This window comes from Wenzhouxiangella sp. XN201 (genome assembly GCF_011008905.1).
Taxonomy (GTDB): domain Bacteria; phylum Pseudomonadota; class Gammaproteobacteria; order Xanthomonadales; family Wenzhouxiangellaceae; genus Wenzhouxiangella.
In genome coordinates, this window is sequence record NZ_JAAIVI010000016.1 from 1 (window position 1) to 17807 (window position 17807).

At 61.0% G+C, this 17807-nt stretch carries 13 protein-coding genes and 1 tRNA gene; all 14 read right to left on the bottom strand.

What is annotated here, in order from left to right; genetic code table 11:
* On the bottom strand, positions 1-1182 hold a 1182-nt coding region (tuf, locus tag G4Y73_RS00540), incomplete at its 3' end, for an elongation factor Tu (protein WP_164228361.1).
* Positions 1183-1213: 31 nt separating this feature from the next.
* Positions 1214-3307, bottom strand: coding sequence for an elongation factor G (fusA, locus tag G4Y73_RS00545; protein WP_164228363.1), 2094 nt, complete (start codon positions 3305-3307; stop codon positions 1214-1216).
* Positions 3308-3332: 25 nt separating this feature from the next.
* Complete coding sequence (gene rpsG / locus G4Y73_RS00550; protein ID WP_164228365.1) at positions 3333-3803, bottom strand: 30S ribosomal protein S7; 471 nt, start codon at positions 3801-3803, stop codon at positions 3333-3335.
* A 14-nt stretch (positions 3804-3817) separates the two neighbouring features.
* Positions 3818-4192: a 30S ribosomal protein S12 gene (rpsL, locus tag G4Y73_RS00555; protein ID WP_164228366.1), complete on the bottom strand. Its 375-nt coding sequence runs from the start codon at positions 4190-4192 to the stop codon at positions 3818-3820.
* A gap of 333 nt (positions 4193-4525) precedes the next feature.
* Positions 4526-8740: a DNA-directed RNA polymerase subunit beta' gene (gene rpoC / locus G4Y73_RS00560; RefSeq protein ID WP_164228368.1), complete on the bottom strand. Its 4215-nt coding sequence runs from the start codon at positions 8738-8740 to the stop codon at positions 4526-4528.
* Positions 8741-8759: 19 nt separating this feature from the next.
* Positions 8760-12842, bottom strand: coding sequence for a DNA-directed RNA polymerase subunit beta (gene rpoB / locus G4Y73_RS00565; RefSeq protein WP_164228370.1), 4083 nt, complete (start codon positions 12840-12842; stop codon positions 8760-8762).
* Positions 12843-13014: 172 nt separating this feature from the next.
* Entirely contained in the window at positions 13015-13398 is a 384-nt protein-coding gene (gene rplL / locus G4Y73_RS00570; protein ID WP_164228372.1) for a 50S ribosomal protein L7/L12, read from the bottom strand.
* 39 nt (positions 13399-13437) lie between these two features.
* Positions 13438-13965: a 50S ribosomal protein L10 gene (rplJ, locus tag G4Y73_RS00575; RefSeq protein WP_164228374.1), complete on the bottom strand. Its 528-nt coding sequence runs from the start codon at positions 13963-13965 to the stop codon at positions 13438-13440.
* Positions 13966-14328: 363 nt separating this feature from the next.
* On the bottom strand, positions 14329-15021 hold the full coding sequence (gene rplA, locus G4Y73_RS00580; RefSeq protein WP_164228376.1) for a 50S ribosomal protein L1: 693 nt from the start codon (positions 15019-15021) through the stop codon (positions 14329-14331).
* Positions 15021-15455, bottom strand: coding sequence for a 50S ribosomal protein L11 (gene rplK, locus G4Y73_RS00585; RefSeq protein ID WP_164228378.1), 435 nt, complete (start codon positions 15453-15455; stop codon positions 15021-15023). Before rplK ends, rplA begins: the two co-directional genes overlap by 1 nt.
* A 180-nt stretch (positions 15456-15635) precedes the next feature.
* Positions 15636-16169 carry a transcription termination/antitermination protein NusG gene (nusG, locus tag G4Y73_RS00590; protein WP_164228380.1) on the bottom strand — a complete coding sequence of 178 codons (534 nt, stop codon included), beginning with the start codon at positions 16167-16169 and terminating at the stop codon, positions 15636-15638.
* Complete coding sequence (secE, locus tag G4Y73_RS00595; RefSeq protein ID WP_164228382.1) at positions 16169-16543, bottom strand: preprotein translocase subunit SecE; 375 nt, start codon at positions 16541-16543, stop codon at positions 16169-16171. The genes nusG and secE overlap by 1 nt, the downstream gene beginning before the upstream one ends.
* Positions 16544-16568: 25 nt before the next feature.
* Positions 16569-16644, bottom strand: a tRNA-Trp gene (locus G4Y73_RS00600).
* 98 nt (positions 16645-16742) lie between these two features.
* A partial coding sequence (gene tuf, locus G4Y73_RS00605; protein ID WP_164228384.1) for an elongation factor Tu occupies positions 16743-17807 on the bottom strand: 1065 nt, incomplete at its 5' end.

The window sequence follows — 17807 nt, forward strand, 5'->3', positions numbered from 1 at the left end:
AATCTTCGACACCACGCCGGCGCCCACGGTGCGACCGCCTTCGCGAATCGCGAAGCGCAGGCCATCTTCCATGGCGATCGGCGCAATCAGCTCCACCGTCATCTGAACGTTGTCGCCCGGCATCACCATCTCGGTGCCCTCGGGCAACTCGCAGGATCCGGTCACGTCGGTCGTGCGGAAGTAGAACTGCGGGCGATAGCCCTTGAAGAACGGCGTGTGTCGGCCGCCTTCGTCCTTGCTCAGGACATAAACTTCCGCCTCGAACTTGGTGTGCGGGGTGATCGATCCCGGCTTGGCCAGCACCTGGCCACGCTCGACATCGTCACGCTTGGTGCCGCGCAGCAGCACGCCCACGTTGTCGCCGGCCTGACCCTGGTCAAGCAGCTTGCGGAACATCTCCACACCCGTGCAGGTCGTCTTCGTCGTGTCCTTGATACCCACGATCTCGATCTCGTCGCCAACGTGAATCACGCCGCGCTCGATACGACCGGTTACCACCGTGCCTCGACCCGAAATCGAGAACACGTCCTCGATCGGCATCAGGAATTCCTTGTCCAGGTCGCGCTCGGGCTCGGGAACGTAATCGTCCAGCGCCTCGACCAGCTTCAGGATCGACGGCACGCCGATGTCGCTGTCGTCGCCTTCGAGCGCCTTGAGCGCCGAGCCGGTGACGATCGGGGTGTCATCGCCCGGAAAGTCGTAGTCGCTCAACAGCTCGCGAACTTCCATCTCGACCAGTTCGAGCAGCTCGGCGTCGTCGACCATGTCGGCCTTGTTCAGGTAAACCAGAATGCACGGCACGCCCACCTGGCGGGCCAGCAGAATGTGCTCGCGCGTCTGCGGCATCGGGCCGTCAGCGGCCGAAACCACCAGAATCGCACCGTCCATCTGCGCCGCACCCGTGATCATGTTCTTCACGTAGTCAGCGTGACCCGGGCAGTCCACGTGGGCATAGTGACGCTTGTCCGACTCGTACTCGACGTGGGCCGAGGCAATCGTGATACCGCGCTCGCGTTCTTCCGGCGCGTTGTCAATCTGGTCATATGCACGGAACTCCCCACCGCGGGCTTCCGCGCAAACCTTCGTCAGCGCCGCCGTCAGCGTCGTCTTGCCGTGGTCAACGTGACCAATCGTGCCCACATTGACGTGCGGCTTCGTGCGTTCAAACTTTGCCTTGGACATAGCTGCTATTCCTTTTTCCTGTTCTTAGCGCTCAAGCGCTCTTCTTCATGATTTCGTCGGCCACGCTATTTGGCGCTTCCTCGTACTGCAGGAACTCCATCACGTAGGTCGCACGGCCCTGGCTCATCGAGCGCAGGTCGGTGGCATAACCGAACATCTCTGACAGCGGTACGTGGGCGCGGATGATCTTGCCGGCCGGGGCGTCTTCCATGCCCTGGACCGTTCCGCGGCGACGATTCAGGTCACCCATGACATCGCCCATGTAGTCTTCCGGCGTAACCGCCTCGACCTTCATGATCGGCTCGAGAATCACCGGGCTGGCCTTCAGGGCGCCGTCCTTGAACGCCATCGAACCGGCGATCTTGAACGCCATTTCGCTGGAGTCCACTTCGTGGTAGGAACCGTCGTACAGCGTCGCCTTGATGTCGACCATCGGGTAACCGGCCAGGACGCCGTTCTGCATCGCTTCCTCGATACCCTTGCCGACCGAGCTGATGTAGTCCTTGGGCACGACGCCACCGACAATCTTGTCGACGAACTCGTAGCCACCGCCCTCGCCGTTGGGTTCCAGACGGATCTTGACATGACCATACTGGCCGCGACCGCCGGACTGGCGAACGAACTTGCCTTCGGCCTCGACTTCCTTGCGAATCGTTTCGCGGTAGGCCACCTGCGGCTTGCCTACGTTGGCCTCGACCTTGAATTCGCGCTTGAGGCGATCGACGATAATGTCGAGATGCAACTCGCCCATGCCGGAGATGATGGTCTGGCCGGATTCTTCGTCGGTGCGCACGCGGAATGACGGATCTTCCTGGGCCAGCTTGCCCAGTGCGATACCCATCTTTTCCTGGTCCGCCTTCGACTTGGGCTCCACGGCCACGGCAATCACCGGCTCCGGGAACTCCATGCGCTCGAGCGTGATCACGTCGGACGGATCGCACAGGGTGTCACCGGTGGTCACGTCCTTGAGGCCCACGGCCGCGGCGATATCGCCGGCGTAGACTTCCTTGATTTCCTCACGCGTATTGGAGTGCATCTGCAGCAAACGGCCGACGCGCTCCTTCTTGCCCTTGACCGGGTTGAACACGGTATCGCCAGCCTTGACCACGCCCGAGTAGACGCGGAAGAAAGTCAGCGTACCGACATACGGGTCGGTCGCGATCTTGAAGGCCAGAGCGGCAAACGGCGCTTCGTCGCTGGAAGGACGGCGCTCTTCCTCGTCGTTCTCGTTGAGGCCGCGGATGTCCTTGACCTCGGTCGGCGAAGGCATGTACTGCACGATCGCGTCAAGCAGGGCCTGCACACCCTTGTTCTTGAATGCCGTGCCGCACAGCACCGGCACGATCTCGTTGGCCAGGGTCTGGTCGCGCAGGCCCTTGATGATTTCTTCCTCGGTCAACTCGCCGTCCCCGAGGTACTTCTCCATCATCTCTTCGGAGGCCTCGGCGGCAGACTCGACCAGCTGTTCGTGCGCAGCCTGCGCTTCTTCAGCCAGCTCGGCGGGAATGTCACGGGCCTCGTAGGTCGTGCCCATGTTCTCGGTGTCCCAGTAAATGGCCCGCATCTTCACCAGGTCGATCACGCCTTCGAAGTCTTCCTCGGCGCCGATCGGCAACTGGATTGGAACCGGCCGGCCACCCAGGCGGCCCTTGATCTGATCGACCACACGATGGAAATTGGCGCCGGTGCGATCCATCTTGTTGATAAAGGCCATGCGCGGCACTTCGTACTTGCTGGCCTGGCGCCAGACCGTTTCGGACTGCGGCTCGACGCCGCCGACGGCACAGAACACGGCCACGGCACCATCGAGCACGCGCAAGCTGCGCTCGACTTCAATCGTGAAGTCGACGTGACCCGGGGTGTCGATAATGTTGATGCGGTATTCCGGCCAGTCCTTGTCCATGCCCTGCCAGAAGCAGGTCGTGGCGGCGGAAGTAATGGTAATGCCACGCTCCTGCTCCTGTTCCATCCAGTCCATGACAGCATTGCCGTCATGCACCTCGCCCAGCTTGTGCGAAATGCCGGTATAGAACAGGATGCGCTCGGTCGTCGTAGTCTTACCGGCATCAATATGAGCCATGATGCCGATATTCCGATAGCGCTCGATGGATGTTTTGCGTGACACTTTAAAAACCTCGGTTACTTGCTACTCACCAGCGGTAGTGGGCGAATGCCTTGTTGGCTTCGGCCATCCGGTGGGTCTCTTCACGCTTCTTGACGGCCGAGCCGCGTTCTTCCACGGCGTCCAGCATTTCCCCGGCCAAACGCCGCGGCATCGTGTTCTCGCCGCGCTTGCGCGCAGCGTCGATCATCCAGCGCATGGCCAACGCCTGCTGGCGCTTTGGCCGCACTTCGACCGGAACCTGGTAGGTGGCCCCACCCACACGACGCGACTTGACCTCGACGGCCGGCGCCACATTGTCCAGCGCCTTCTCGATCGCGGCCAGCGGCTCGGCCTGGCCCTTGGCTTCCATTTCCTCAATGGCGCCGTAGACAATTCGTTCGGCGACCGACTTCTTGCCGTCCATCATCACCATGTTGATGAAGCGGGCGATCATTTCGCTACCGAATCGGGGATCCGGCAGGATGTCGCGTTCGAAATTCGAGTGTTTGCGGGACATGAGCTTCTATTCCGTCAGTTCTTCGGGCGCTTGGCGCCATACTTGGAGCGACCCTGGCGACGATCCGACACACCGGCCGTATCCAGGCTGCCGCGCACGGTGTGGTAGCGCACGCCGGGCAGATCCTTGACTCGGCCGCCACGAATCAGCACCACCGAGTGCTCCTGCAGGTTGTGCCCTTCGCCGCCGATATAGCTGGTCACTTCGTAGCCATTGGTCAGCCGCACACGTGCGACCTTCCGGAGCGCCGAGTTCGGCTTCTTCGGAGTCGTGGTGTACACGCGCGTGCAGACGCCGCGCTTCTGCGGCGAGGCTTCCAGCGCCGGTACGTTCGATTTGTATTCTTTAGCCCGCCTTGGTTTGCGGACCAACTGATTGATCGTGGCCATAATTTTTGGTATCGCAAGAAAACAAACGACAGGCCGCAAATCCGGCCTGCCGAAGAACGAGAATTTTAAGGGGTTGTGGGGGGTGTGTCAAGCACCGGCGTCGGGGAATTGCACCGGAGAGGCCATTCCCGGGCTCACGCTCTGATCGGAGCCCTAAATTTCGAAATCCGAAGCACCAAATCCGAAACAAGCACGAATGACCGAAATCCGAATGCTCGAAACGGGAGACCCCGGCTTCACGGACCCGCCATGGCAGTCGTTTTCGTCATTCGAATTTCGAATTTCGCCGAAAGGCGCCATGCCGGGCGTCCCGGCATGGCGATCTCGGCGCGCCTATTCTTCGGCGTCGCTGCCAGCCGCCTCTTCTGCGGGGGCTTCCTCTGCATCCGAAGCCCGCAGCAGTGCTGCCAGCTCGGCGTCCGCCTCCTCGTGGCGACGCTCCTTGCGACGCTGGATGGCGATGCGCCCGGTGCCCGCCGGAATCAGGCGCCCGACGATCACATTCTCCTTCAGGCCGCGCAGGCTGTCGACGGTGCCGCGAACGGCTGCGTCGGTCAGTACCCGCGTGGTTTCCTGGAAGGACGCGGCCGAGATAAACGACTCGGTCGCCAGTGACGCCTTGGTGATCCCCAGCAGGACACTCTGGCCCTTCGGCGGTACCTGTTTGGCTGCTTCGAGGCGCTCGGTCTCTTCCAGAACGCGCGTCGCCTCGAGCTGCTCGCCCCGGAGGAAATTGCTGTCACCCGCGTCCAGGATCTCGACCTTGCGGAGCATCTGGCGAATGATCACCTCGATGTGCTTGTCGTTGATCTTCACGCCCTGCAGACGGTAGACATCCTGGATTTCCTGGACCAGATAATCGGCCAGCCTTTCGACACCCAGCAGGCGCAGGATGTCATGCGGGTTGGGCTCGCCGTCGACCACGGTTTCACCCTTGGCCACGTGTTCACCCTCGAACACCAGCACCTGGCGCCACTTCGGAATCAACTCCTCATGGGCCTCACCGCTCTCGTCGGTGATCACCAGGCGCTGCTTGCCCTTGGTTTCCTTGCCATAGCTGACCACGCCCGAGGCCTCGGCCAGAATGGCGCCTTCCTTGGGCTTGCGGGCCTCGAACAAGTCGGCCACTCGCGGCAGACCACCGGTGATGTCGCGGGTCTTTGACGATTCCTGCGGAATGCGTGCGACCACGTCACCCACCTTGATCACCTGGCCATCGGAGCAATTGATGACCGCACCGGCCGGCAGGTAGTATTGCGCCGGCTGCTCCGTGCCCGGAATATTGAGCACCTTGCCCTTCTTGTCGAGCAGGCGGATCATCGGACGCAGGTCCTTGCCTTCCGAACCACGCTTTTTCGGGTCGGTGACGACCATCGAGGTCAGGCCGGTTACCTCATCGACCTCCTCGGTGACGGTCACACCCGCGATGAAGTCGTGGAAGCTGGCCACACCGGCCAGTTCGGCGACCACCGGGTGGGTATGCGGGTCCCAGTTTGCGACCTGCTGACCGACTTCGACCTTGTCGCCTTCCTTGACGTGCAACAGCGCGCCGTACGGAATCTTGTAGCGCTCACGCTCGCGACCGTGACTGTCGATGATCGACAGTTCGCCCGAGCGTGACACGGCGACCAGCTTGCCGTCGACATTCTCGACCGACTTGAGGTTGTACAGACGCACACTGCCGCCGGACTTGATCTCGATATGGTCGACCGCGACGGAGCGCGAAGCAGCACCACCGATATGGAAGGTCCGCATGGTCAACTGCGTGCCGGGCTCGCCGATGGACTGCGCCGCAATCACGCCGACGGCCTCACCCTGATTGACGATCGAGCCACGCGCCAGGTCGCGACCATAGCAGGTCGCACAGATGCCGTGCCGCGTCTCGCAGGTGATCGGTGAGCGCACCAGGACGCGATCGACACCGGCTTCTTCCAGCGTATCGATCCATTCCTCGTCGAGCAGCGTGCCGCGGGCGCAGAACACCTCGTCGCTCTCGGCCAGGTAGATATCCTGGGCTACAACACGACCAAGAATACGCTCGCCCAGCGGTTCGACCACATCGCCGCCTTCGACGATCGGCAGCATTTCCAGGCCCTGTTCAGTGCCACAGTCTTCCTCAATCACGACCAGGTCCTGGGCCACGTCGACCAGGCGACGGGTCAGGTAACCCGAGTTGGCGGTCTTGAGTGCCGTATCGGCCAGGCCCTTACGGGCACCGTGAGTGGAGATGAAGTACTGCAGGACGTTGAGGCCCTCGCGGAAATTCGCGGTGATCGGCGTTTCGATGATCGAGCCGTCGGGCTTGGCCATCAGGCCGCGCATTCCGGCGAGCTGGCGAATCTGTGCCGCCGAACCTCGCGCACCGGAGTCAGCCATGATGTAGATCGAGTTCATGGAATCTTCCTCGACCTCGTTGCCGTCGGTGTCGATGCGCACGCGCTTGCCGATGCGCTTCATCATGGCCCGCGCCACTTCCTCGTTGGTACGCGACCAGATATCGACCACCTTGTTGTAGCGCTCGCCCGAGGTCACGACGCCAGAGGCGTACTGATCCTGGATATCGAGCACTTCCTTCTCGGCACGCTCCAGGATCGCCTTCTTCTCCGGCGGCACCTGCAGGTCATCGAGTCCGATCGAAACGCCGGCCCGGGTTGAGTAAGCGAAGCCGGTATACATCAGCTTGTCGGCGAACACCACGGTTTTCTTCAACCCGAGTTTGCGATAACTCTCGTCGATCAGGCGCGAGATCTGCTTCTTCTTGAGCACCTGGTTGACCAGTTCGAACGGCAGGCCGTCGGGCAGGATCTCCCTGAGCAGGGCGCGGCCGACGGTCGTCTCGTAACGATTGAACACCTCGTTTTCAGTGCCGTCTTCTTCGATTACGATTTCCCGGATACGTACGGTCACCGCTGCCTGCAACTCGACCTTCAGGTTCGAGTAGGCACGGTTGACCTCGGCCACGCTGGAAAAGGACATGCCCTCGCCCATCGCCCCAGCGTTCTTGCGGGTCATGTAATACAAGCCCAGCACGACGTCCTGGGTCGGGACGATAATCGGTTCACCGTTGGCCGGCGACAGGATGTTGTTGGTCGACATCATCAAGGCGCGCGCTTCGAGCTGCGCTTCCAGTGACAGCGGCACGTGCACGGCCATCTGGTCACCGTCGAAGTCAGCGTTGAAGGCCGTACAGACCAGCGGATGCAGCTGGATCGCCTTGCCTTCGATCAACACCGGCTCGAATGCCTGGATGCCCAGACGATGCAGGGTCGGGGCGCGGTTGAGCAGCACCGGGTGCTCGCGGATGACTTCCTCGAGAATATCCCAGACTTCCGGCTCTTCGCGCTCGACCAGCTTCTTGGCCGCCTTGATGGTCATGGCCAGGCCGCGGCGCTGCAGCTTGGAGAAGATGAACGGCTTGAACAGCTCCAGCGCCATCTTCTTGGGCAGACCGCACTCGTGCAGCTTGAGCGTCGGACCGACCACGATGACCGAACGGCCGGAGTAGTCGACGCGCTTGCCCAACAGATTCTGGCGGAAACGGCCCTGCTTGCCCTTGATCATGTCGGCCAGCGACTTCAGCGGGCGCTTGTTGGTACCGGTGATCGCGCGACCGCGGCGGCCGTTGTCGAGCAACGCATCGACCGACTCCTGCAGCATGCGCTTTTCGTTACGCACGATGATGTCGGGTGCATTGAGCTCGAGCAGTCGCTTGAGACGGTTGTTGCGATTGATGACGCGCCGGTACAGGTCATTCAGATCCGAGGTCGCGAAACGGCCGCCATCGAGCGGCACCAGCGGGCGCAGGTCCGGCGGCAGCACCGGCAAAACCGTCAGGATCATGTACTCGGGTCGGTTGCCCGACTCGATGAATGCCTCCATCAGCTTGATACGCTTGGACAGCCGCTTGATCTTGGTCTCGGAACTGGTCGCCGCGATGTCCTCGCGAAGCTGGGCCAGCTCGGCGTTGAGATCGATGTTCTTGAGCAGCTCGTAGACGGCCTCGGCGCCCATACGGGCGTCGAACTCGTCGCCGTATTCCTGCATCGCGTCGAGGTATTCCTCGTCGGTCAGCAGCTGACCACGCTCGAGCATGGTCATACCCGGATCGAGCACCAGGTAGGACTCGAAGTACAGGATGCGCTCGATATCCCTGAGTGTCATATCCAGCATCAGGCCGATGCGCGACGGCAGCGACTTGAGGAACCATATGTGAGCCACCGGGCTGGCCAGGTCGATATGACCCATGCGTTCGCGCCGCACCTTGGTCAGGGTGACCTCGGTACCGCATTTTTCGCATTTGACGCCACGGTGCTTCATGCGCTTGTACTTGCCGCAGAGGCACTCGTAGTCCTTCACCGGACCGAAGATGGCAGCACAGAAAAGCCCTTCGCGTTCCGGCTTGAAGGTGCGATAGTTGATGGTCTCCGGCTTCTTGACTTCGCCGAAGGACCAGGATCGGATCAGCTCCGGCGGAGCCAGGCCGATACGAATGGCGTCAAAGTCGGTCGTCTGAGTCTGACGCTTGTACAGATTGAAAAGGTCGCGCACTTGCTGCCTCCTCCGGGAATCAGGATTCTTCGAGTTCGATGTTGATGCCGAGCGAGCGGATTTCCTTCACCAGTACGTTGAAGGATTCCGGCATGCCTGCAGACATCTGATAATTGCCGTCGACAATCGACTTGTACATCTGGTTACGGCCCTGCACATCGTCGGACTTGACGGTGAGCATTTCCTGCAGCGTGTAGGCGGCGCCGTAGGCTTCGAGTGCCCACACCTCCATTTCGCCGAAGCGCTGACCACCAAACTGGGCCTTGCCGCCCAATGGCTGCTGGGTGACCAGCGAATAGGGGCCAGTGGAGCGGGCGTGCATCTTGTCGTCGACCAGGTGATTGAGCTTGAGCATGTACATGTAGCCGACGGTGACGGGACGATCGAAGGCGTGGCCGGTGCGGCCGTCAAACAGCGTCATCTGGCCCGATTCGGGCAGGTCGGCCATTTTCAGCAGCTTCTTGATCTCGTTCTCGTCGGCACCGTCGAAGACCGGGGTGGCCATGGGCACACCGCCCTTCAGGTTCTCGGCCATCTCCAGGACTTCGCCCTGGTTGAACTGCTTCATGTCGACGCGGCCGTCCTGGTCGGAGTTGTAGATCTCGCCCAGGAACTTGCGCACGTTCTCGACCTTCTCATTCGCCTCGAGCATCGCCTCGATCTTGCGGCCCAGGCCGCGAGCGGCCAGCCCCAAGTGCGTTTCAAGCACCTGCCCGATGTTCATTCGCGAGGGCACACCCAGGGGGTTGAGGACAATATCGACTGGCGAACCGTCGTCCATGAACGGCATGTCCTCGGTCGGCACGATGGTCGAAATCACGCCCTTGTTGCCGTGACGGCCGGCCATCTTGTCGCCCGGCTGCATCCGGCGCTTGACGGCCAGGTACACCTTGACCATCTTGAGCACCGCTGGTGCCAGTTCGTCGCCGCGGGTGATCTTTTCCTTCTTCTCCTCGAAACGCTTGTCGAAGGCCTTGCGCTGCGCCTCGATCTGGCGCGCAGCGCGCTCGAGCAGGTCCTGGATCTCGTCGTTGCGCATGCGCAGCTTGAACCAGTCATCGCGCTTGAGCTCGGAGAGATACGCCTGTGTCACCTTGGCGCCCTTCTTCAGACCAGCGGGTCCCTTGTCGGCGATCTTGTTGACCAGTGCCGATTCGAGACGCGCGAAGATCGCCTCTTCCATGATGCGCAACTGATCATCGAGGTCCTTGCGGACCTGGCGGATCTCGTCCTTCTCGATGGCGATGGCGCGGGCATCCTTGTCCACGCCTTCACGAGTGAAGACCTGGACGTCGATGACCGTGCCGTCCATGCCGGTGGGAACGCGCAAGGACGTATCTTTCACGTCCGAAGCCTTCTCGCCGAAGATGGCACGCAACAGCTTCTCTTCCGGTGTCAGCTGGGCCTCGCCCTTGGGCGTGACCTTACCGACCAGAATGTCGCCCGACTTGACTTCGGCACCGATGTAGACGATGCCCGACTCGTCGAGCTTGGACAGCGTGGCCTCACCGACATTGGGAATGTCGCCGGTAATCTCTTCTGAACCCAGCTTGGTATCGCGAGCCACGCAGGTCAGTTCCTCGATGTGAATCGAGGTGAAGCGGTCTTCCTGGACCACGCGCTCGGAAATGAGGATGGAATCCTCGAAGTTGTAGCCGTTCCAGGGCATGAACGCGACCAGCATGTTCTGGCCCAGGGCCAACTCACCGAGATCGGTGGAGGGACCGTCGGCCAATACGTCGCGTGCTTCCACGGTATCGCCCACCTTGACGAGCGGGCGCTGGTTCATGCAGGTGTTCTGATTGGAGCGCTCGTACTTGACGAGATTGTAGATATCCACGCCGGGATCGTTCTCGCCGACTTCGTCGTTGTTGACACGCACCACGATACGTCCGGCATCCACCTGGTCGACCACACCGCCACGGAGCGCCACGGTGGTCACCCCGGAGTCGGTGGCAACCACGCGCTCCATGCCGGTACCGACCAGCGGCTTGTCGACACGCAGAGTCGGGACAGCCTGACGCTGCATGTTCGAGCCCATCAGGGCGCGGTTGGCATCGTCATGCTCCAGAAACGGCACCAGGGACGCAGCCACGGAAACAATCTGGCGCGGCGAAACGTCCATGAAGTCGATCTCGTCCGGCCGCTTGAGCGTGAATTCACCCTGGAATCGGCAAGGAATGAGCTCGTCCTTGAACTTCTTCTTCTTGTCCAGATCGGCGTTGGCCTGGGCAATGACGTATTCACCCTCCTCGATCGCCGACAGGTATTCGACTTCGTCGGTGACCTTGCCACCCTTGACCTTGCGATAGGCGGTCTCGAGGAAACCGTACTGGTTGGTTCGGGCATACACCGCGAGAGAGTTGATCAGGCCGATGTTGGGGCCTTCCGGGGTCTCGATCGGACACAGCCGGCCGTAGTGGGTCGGATGCACATCACGCACCTCGAAGCCGGCACGCTCGCGCGTCAGGCCGCCCGGGCCAAGCGCGGAAACGCGGCGCTTGTGTGTGACTTCCGACAAGGGATTGTTCTGATCCATGAACTGCGACAGCTGCGATGAACCGAAGAATTCCTTGACCGCGGCGGCCACCGGCTTGGCATTGATCAGATCCTGCGGCGAAGAACCTTCGCTTTCGACCGTGGTCAGTCGCTCGCGCACCACCCGCTCGACCCGCACCAGGCCGATCCGGAAGGCGTTCTCGGCCATTTCGCCAACCGAACGCACGCGCCGATTGCCGAGGTGGTCGATATCGTCAACCGTGCCATTACCGTTGCGAATGTCGATCAACACCCGCAGCACGTCGAGGATGTCCTCGCGATCGAGTACGCCGGGACCTTCGATCTCCTTGCGACCGACGCGTCGATTGAACTTCATGCGGCCAACCGATGACAGGTCGTAACGCTCGGACGTGAAGAACAGGTTGTTGAACAGGTTCTGGGCCGCCTCCTTGGTGGGCGGCTCGCCCGGGCGCATCATCTTGTAGATTTCCCACAGCGCTTCGAGCTCATTGCTGGTCGGATCGATGCGCAGGGTGTTGGAAACGTAGGGGCCCTGATCGAGATCATTGACGTAGAGCACATCGAAGCGCTTGACCTTGGCCTCTCGCATGCCCTCGAGAATTTCTTCGGTGATCTCGTCGTTGGCTCGGGCCACCAGTTCGCCGGAGTCGGTGTCGACGATATCGTGCGCCAGGATCTTGTCGATCAGGTAGTCGTCGGGAACATCCAGGGTCTTGACGCCGGACTCTTCGATGAGCTTGACGTGACGCGCAGTGATGCGCTTGTCCTTCTCAACGATGACTTTGCCATCACGGCCGGTGATGTCGAACAACGCGTTTTCGCCCCGCAGGCGCTGCGGCACCAGGTCGATCTTGGCGTCGTTCTTGCGCAGGGTGACTTTCGTCTTCTCGAAGAAGAACTCCAGGATTTCCTCTTCGTTCATGCCCAGCGCACGCAGCAGAATCGTTACCGGCAGCTTCCGGCGACGATCGATGCGGGTAAAGATGCAGTCCTTCGGATCGAATTCGAAGTCCAGCCAGGAACCGCGGTAGGGAATGACCCGGGCCGAGTAGAGCAACTTGCCCGAGGAATGGGTCTTGCCCTTGTCATGGTCGTAGAACACGCCAGGCGAGCGGTGCATCTGGTTGACGATCACGCGCTCGGTACCGTTGACGATGAACGTGCCGGTGTCAGTCATCAGCGGCAGATCGCCCATGTAGACGTCCTGCTCCTTGACTTCCTTGACCCGCTTGTTCTTGGCAGGACTTTCCTTGTCGTAAATCACCAGCCGCACCTTGACGCGCAGCGGCGCGGTGTAGCTCATGCCCCTGAGCTTGCACTCGGTCACGTCGAACTCGGGCTTGCCGAGCTCGTAGCTGACGTACTCCAGAGCGGCATTGCCTGAGTAGCTCTTGATCGGGTAAACCGAACTGAGCGCTCCATGCAGGCCTATTTCCTGGCGATCCTGCTCGGACACGCCCGACTGCAGGAACTGCTTGTACGACTCGATCTGGGTCGCGAGAAGGAACGGCACGCCGAGCACCTGGGGATGCTTGCCGAAATTCTTGCGAATGCGCTTCTTTTCCGTGAAGGAGTAGCTCATGAGCTTCTTTCCCACCTGGTGTTGCATCGGCCGGGACTTGTCATACAATGCTGCCGTGGCACCCGGTAACAGCCGTTGGCAGCGACCACTTGCGTGGTACAAACGGGAACGGGCCGGGCACCAATCAGGCACCCAGCCCTGCTTCCATCAAACAGCGGAATATGCGGAATGGTTACTTGACCTCGACAGAGGCACCCGCTTCTTCCAGCTGCTTCTTGATGTCTTCAGCTTCGTCCTTCGGAACACCTTCCTTGATCGGCGCCGGAGCGCTTTCGACCAATTCCTTGGCTTCTTTCAGACCCAGGCCGGTGATGCTGCGTACGGCCTTGATCACGCCAACCTTGTTGTCGCCGAAGCTCGACATAACGACATCGAACTCGGTCTTTTCCTCAGCGGCTTCGCCTTCGCCACCACCGGCGGCTCCGCCAGCGGCCACGGCCACCGGAGCAGCAGCGGAAACACCGAACTTTTCTTCCATGGCTTCGATGAGGTCAACGACATCCATCACGCTCATGTTCGAAATGGTTTCGAGAATATCTTCCTTTGAAACGGCCATTTTCTTTAACTCCAGATAAGTTTGCTTGATTCAATCATCTCAGGCAGCTTGCTTGCTGTCGCGCACCGCGGCGACTGTTCGAACCAGCTTGGCGTGCGGCTCGGCAAGAGTGCGGACAAATTTCTCGATCGGCGCCTTCATGACACCCATCAGCATGGCGATCGCCTGGTCATACGTCGGCAACTTGGCCAGGCGCTCGAGTTCACTGGCATCGTGAAGCTCGGCACCGACCGCCACCAGACGGGCAACCAGCTTGTCATTTCCCTTGGCGTAATCCTTGATGAGGCGTGCAGCCGCACCCGGATCTTCCATGGAAAACGCAAACAGCAGCGGGCCGGTCAGGCCCTCGCTCATGCATTCAAAGTCCGTACCCTCAACGGCACGCTTGACCAGCGTGTTCTTGGCAACCTTCAGATACACGCCCCCACTGCGCGCCTTGCTGCGCAGTTCGGTCATGTCGCTGACGGTCAGCCCACGGTACTCGGCAGCAACCGCAGAGTGCGCAGATTTCGCCGCATCGGCGACTTCCGCCACCACCGCCTTTTTCTGCTCAAGTGTGAGCGCCATTGGCTACCTCCATTGAGTTCGAATCACCGGAATACTCCCCGGCAATCCATACCATCCCGGACCCGAAGGCCCGGACCTGCTGGTGGCCGTTTCTCCCGAATTAACGGGATAGTCGGGCGACACCATCTGCGCGGGCGGCCCTTTCGAGCCATTACCGCCGCCGGCTTGCACCGGCTTCGACCCGCGGTCTTGGACGGGCGCTCCCCTGGGGGAGCGAACGCCCGCTCTTTGGTGAGTTGCAAGTTCTCAGGTCTAAGCTGCAAGTACCGCAATCCACGGCCCTGAACTCAAACCTCAAACTCGCCACACCTCCAAATCCTTTTCCTGCCGGCTTACAACTAACAACCGACAACTAACAACTAATCAGACGCTCAGGCTACCTGCATCAACGGTCAGCCCGGGACCCATGGTGGTCGACAGCGCAACCTTGCGCAGGTACTGACCCTTGGCCGCCGGCGGCTTGGATTTCATCAATTCGTTGACCAGCGCCACCAGGTTGCCCTTCAGCGCCTCGGCATCGAAATCGACCTTACCGATGATGCTGTGAACAATACCGCCCTTGTCTGTGCGGAACTGCACCTGGCCGGCCTTGGCATTCTTGACCGCGGTCTCGACGTCGGTCGTTACCGTACCCACCTTCGGGTTTGGCATCAGACCGCGCGGGCCGAGCACCTGGCCGAGCTTGCCCACCACGCGCATGGCGTCGGGGGTGGCGATGCAGACATCGAAATCAATCTGCCCGCCCTTGATCGTTTCGGCCAGGTCATCCATGCCGACGATGTCGGCGCCGGCCGCTTCGGCCTTCTCGGCGTTCTCGCCCTGGGCGAAAACGGCCACGCGCACGCTCTTGCCCGTACCGTGCGGCAGGACGAGCGCGCCGCGCACGACCTGGTCGGACTTGCGCGGGTCGACACCAAGACGAATGGCCACTTCCACCGACTCGGTAAACTTGACCTTGCTGAAAGACTTGAGCAGCTCCAGTGCCTCATCGACACCATAGGTCTTGCCCGGCTCGAGCTGTTCGCGGATCGCGCGAATACGCTTGGACTTGGCCATTACTCGACTCCTTCCACGTTGAGGCCCATGCTGCGTGCGCTGCCGGCAATGGTGCGCACGGCGGCGTCCATGTCGGCCGCTGTCAGGTCGGGCTCCTTCATCTTCGCGATTTCTTCCAGTTGCGCGCGGGTGACCGTGCCCACCTTGTTGGTGTTCGGCTCACCGGAGCCCTTCTGGATCTTCGCGGCCTTGCGCAGCAGCACCGCCGCCGGCGGAGTCTTGGTAATGAAACTGAAGCTGCGATCGCTGAATACGGTAATCACGACCGGAGTGGGCAGGCCCTGCTCGATATCCTGGGTCTGGGCATTGAATGCCTTGCAGAACTCCATGATATTGACGCCGTGCTGACCCAGTGCCGGCCCCACGGGTGGGCTCGGATTGGCCTGGCCGGCCGGCACCTGCAACTTGATGTAACCGGTGACTTTCTTAGCCATTTTGTACTAACTCCTCGGGTTCAGGCGCCGGGCCACGTAGGACACTCGGCTCCCCGTATTGGTTCAAATGCCGGACTGCTCGTGCACATCCGGTTCCTTTCTGTCCCTTCATTCGGCGCGTTGCCGGCCGAAGGGGATCCCGGATCGCGGCCCGGGATCGAAAAGCTTTAACGCGCTGCGTTACAGCTTTTCGACCTGTGTAAAATCCAGTTCGACGGGCGTGGATCGACCGAAGATCGATACCGCCACGCGAAGCCGGCTCTTTTCGTAGTTGATCTCTTCGACCACACCACTGAAATCGTTGAACGGGCCTTCCGTGACCCGAACCATCTCACCCGGCTCGAACAGCACTTTGGGCCGCGGCTTGTCGACACCTTCCTGCACACGCTGCAGGATGGCATCGGCCTCGGCCTTGCTGATCGGCGCCGGCCGATCCTGGCGGCCACCGATGAACCCCATCACCTTGGGGACATCCTTGACCAGATGCCAGGTATCGTCGTTCATTTCCATTTCCACCAGCACATAACCGGGGAAGAACTTTCGTTCACTTCGGCGCTTGACGCCTTTCTTCATCTCCACCACTTCTTCGGTGGGCACGAGAATCTCGCCAAACTGCTCTTCCATGCCGGCGCGCTGGATTCGCTCCTCGAGCGACCGCTTGGCTGCCTTTTCGAAGCCCGAATAGGCGTGCACGACATACCACTGCTTGGCCATCAACTGCCCCCCGTGCCGATCAACCTGCGCACGATCCATCCGAACAGCGTGTCCATCAGAAACAGCATGATCGCCACGATGACGGTAATCACGATCACGACCAGCGTGGTCTGGAGCGTTTCGTTGCGCGTCGGCCAGACCACCTTGCGCCGCTCCACGTCGGCTTCACGCAAGAACGAAAAGAACTCGCCGCCCTTGACAGTCTGCGCAACCACGAACGCGGCCACGATCAGCAAAACGAGCAGGCCGGCTGCGCGGATTGGTGTCATGACATCGTCGGAGAAATGGTAAAAACCAAAAACTCCACCAACCACGATCAGCAGCCCGATCAACCAGAACAGGTAGTCTCGCGCGGACGTCTTTTCAGCAGCCATTCAGTTGCCCTGCATTCCAATTCGGTGGCAGGCGAGGAGGGACTCGAACCCCCAACCTGCGGTTTTGGAGACCGCTGCTCTGCCAGTTGAGCTACTCGCCTAAAATCTCTAGGGACCAGGGACTGGGGACCAGGGACCAGTTGGGCTTCGACTTCGCCTTTACTGGTGCCTGGTCCCTGTGTCCCTGGTCCCTACATCATCATTCAATAATCTTCGACACCACGCCGGCGCCCACGGTGCGACCGCCTTCGCGAATCGCGAAGCGCAGGCCATCTTCCATGGCGATCGGCGCAATCAGCTCCACCGTCATCTGAACGTTGTCGCCCGGCATCACCATCTCGGTGCCCTCGGGCAACTCGCAGGATCCGGTCACGTCGGTCGTGCGGAAGTAGAACTGCGGGCGATAGCCCTTGAAGAACGGCGTGTGTCGGCCGCCTTCGTCCTTGCTCAGGACATAAACTTCCGCCTCGAACTTGGTGTGCGGGGTGATCGATCCCGGCTTGGCCAGCACCTGGCCACGCTCGACATCGTCACGCTTGGTGCCGCGCAGCAGCACGCCCACGTTGTCGCCGGCCTGACCCTGGTCAAGCAGCTTGCGGAACATCTCCACACCCGTGCAGGTCGTCTTCGTCGTGTCCTTGATACCCACGATCTCGATCTCGTCGCCAACGTGAATCACGCCGCGCTCGATACGACCGGTTACCACCGTGCCTCGACCCGAAATCGAGAACACGTCCTCGATCGGCATCAGGAATTCCTTGTCCAGGTCGCGCTCGGGCTCGGGAACGTAATCGTCCAGCGCCTCGACCAGCTTCAGGATCGACGGCACGCCGATGTCGCTGTCGTCGCCTTCGAGCGCCTTGAGCGCCGAGCCGGTGACGATCGGGGTGTCATCGCCCGGAAAGTCGTAGTCGCTCAACAGCTCGCGAACTTCCATCTCGACCAGTTCGAGCAGCTCGGCGTCGTCGACCATGTCGGCCTTGTTCAGGTAAACCAGAATGCACGGCACGCCCACCTGGCGGGCCAGCAGAATGTGCTCGCGCGTCTGCGGCATCGGGCCGTCAGCGGCCGAAACCACCAGAATCGCACCGTCCATCTGCGCCGCACCCGTGATCATGTTCTTCACGTAGTCAGCGTGACCCGGGCAGTCCACGTGGGCATAGTGACGCTTGTCCGACTCGTACTCGACGTGGGCCGAGGCAATCGTGATACCGCGCTCGCGTTCTTCCGGCGCGTTGTCAATCTGGTCATATGCACGGAACTC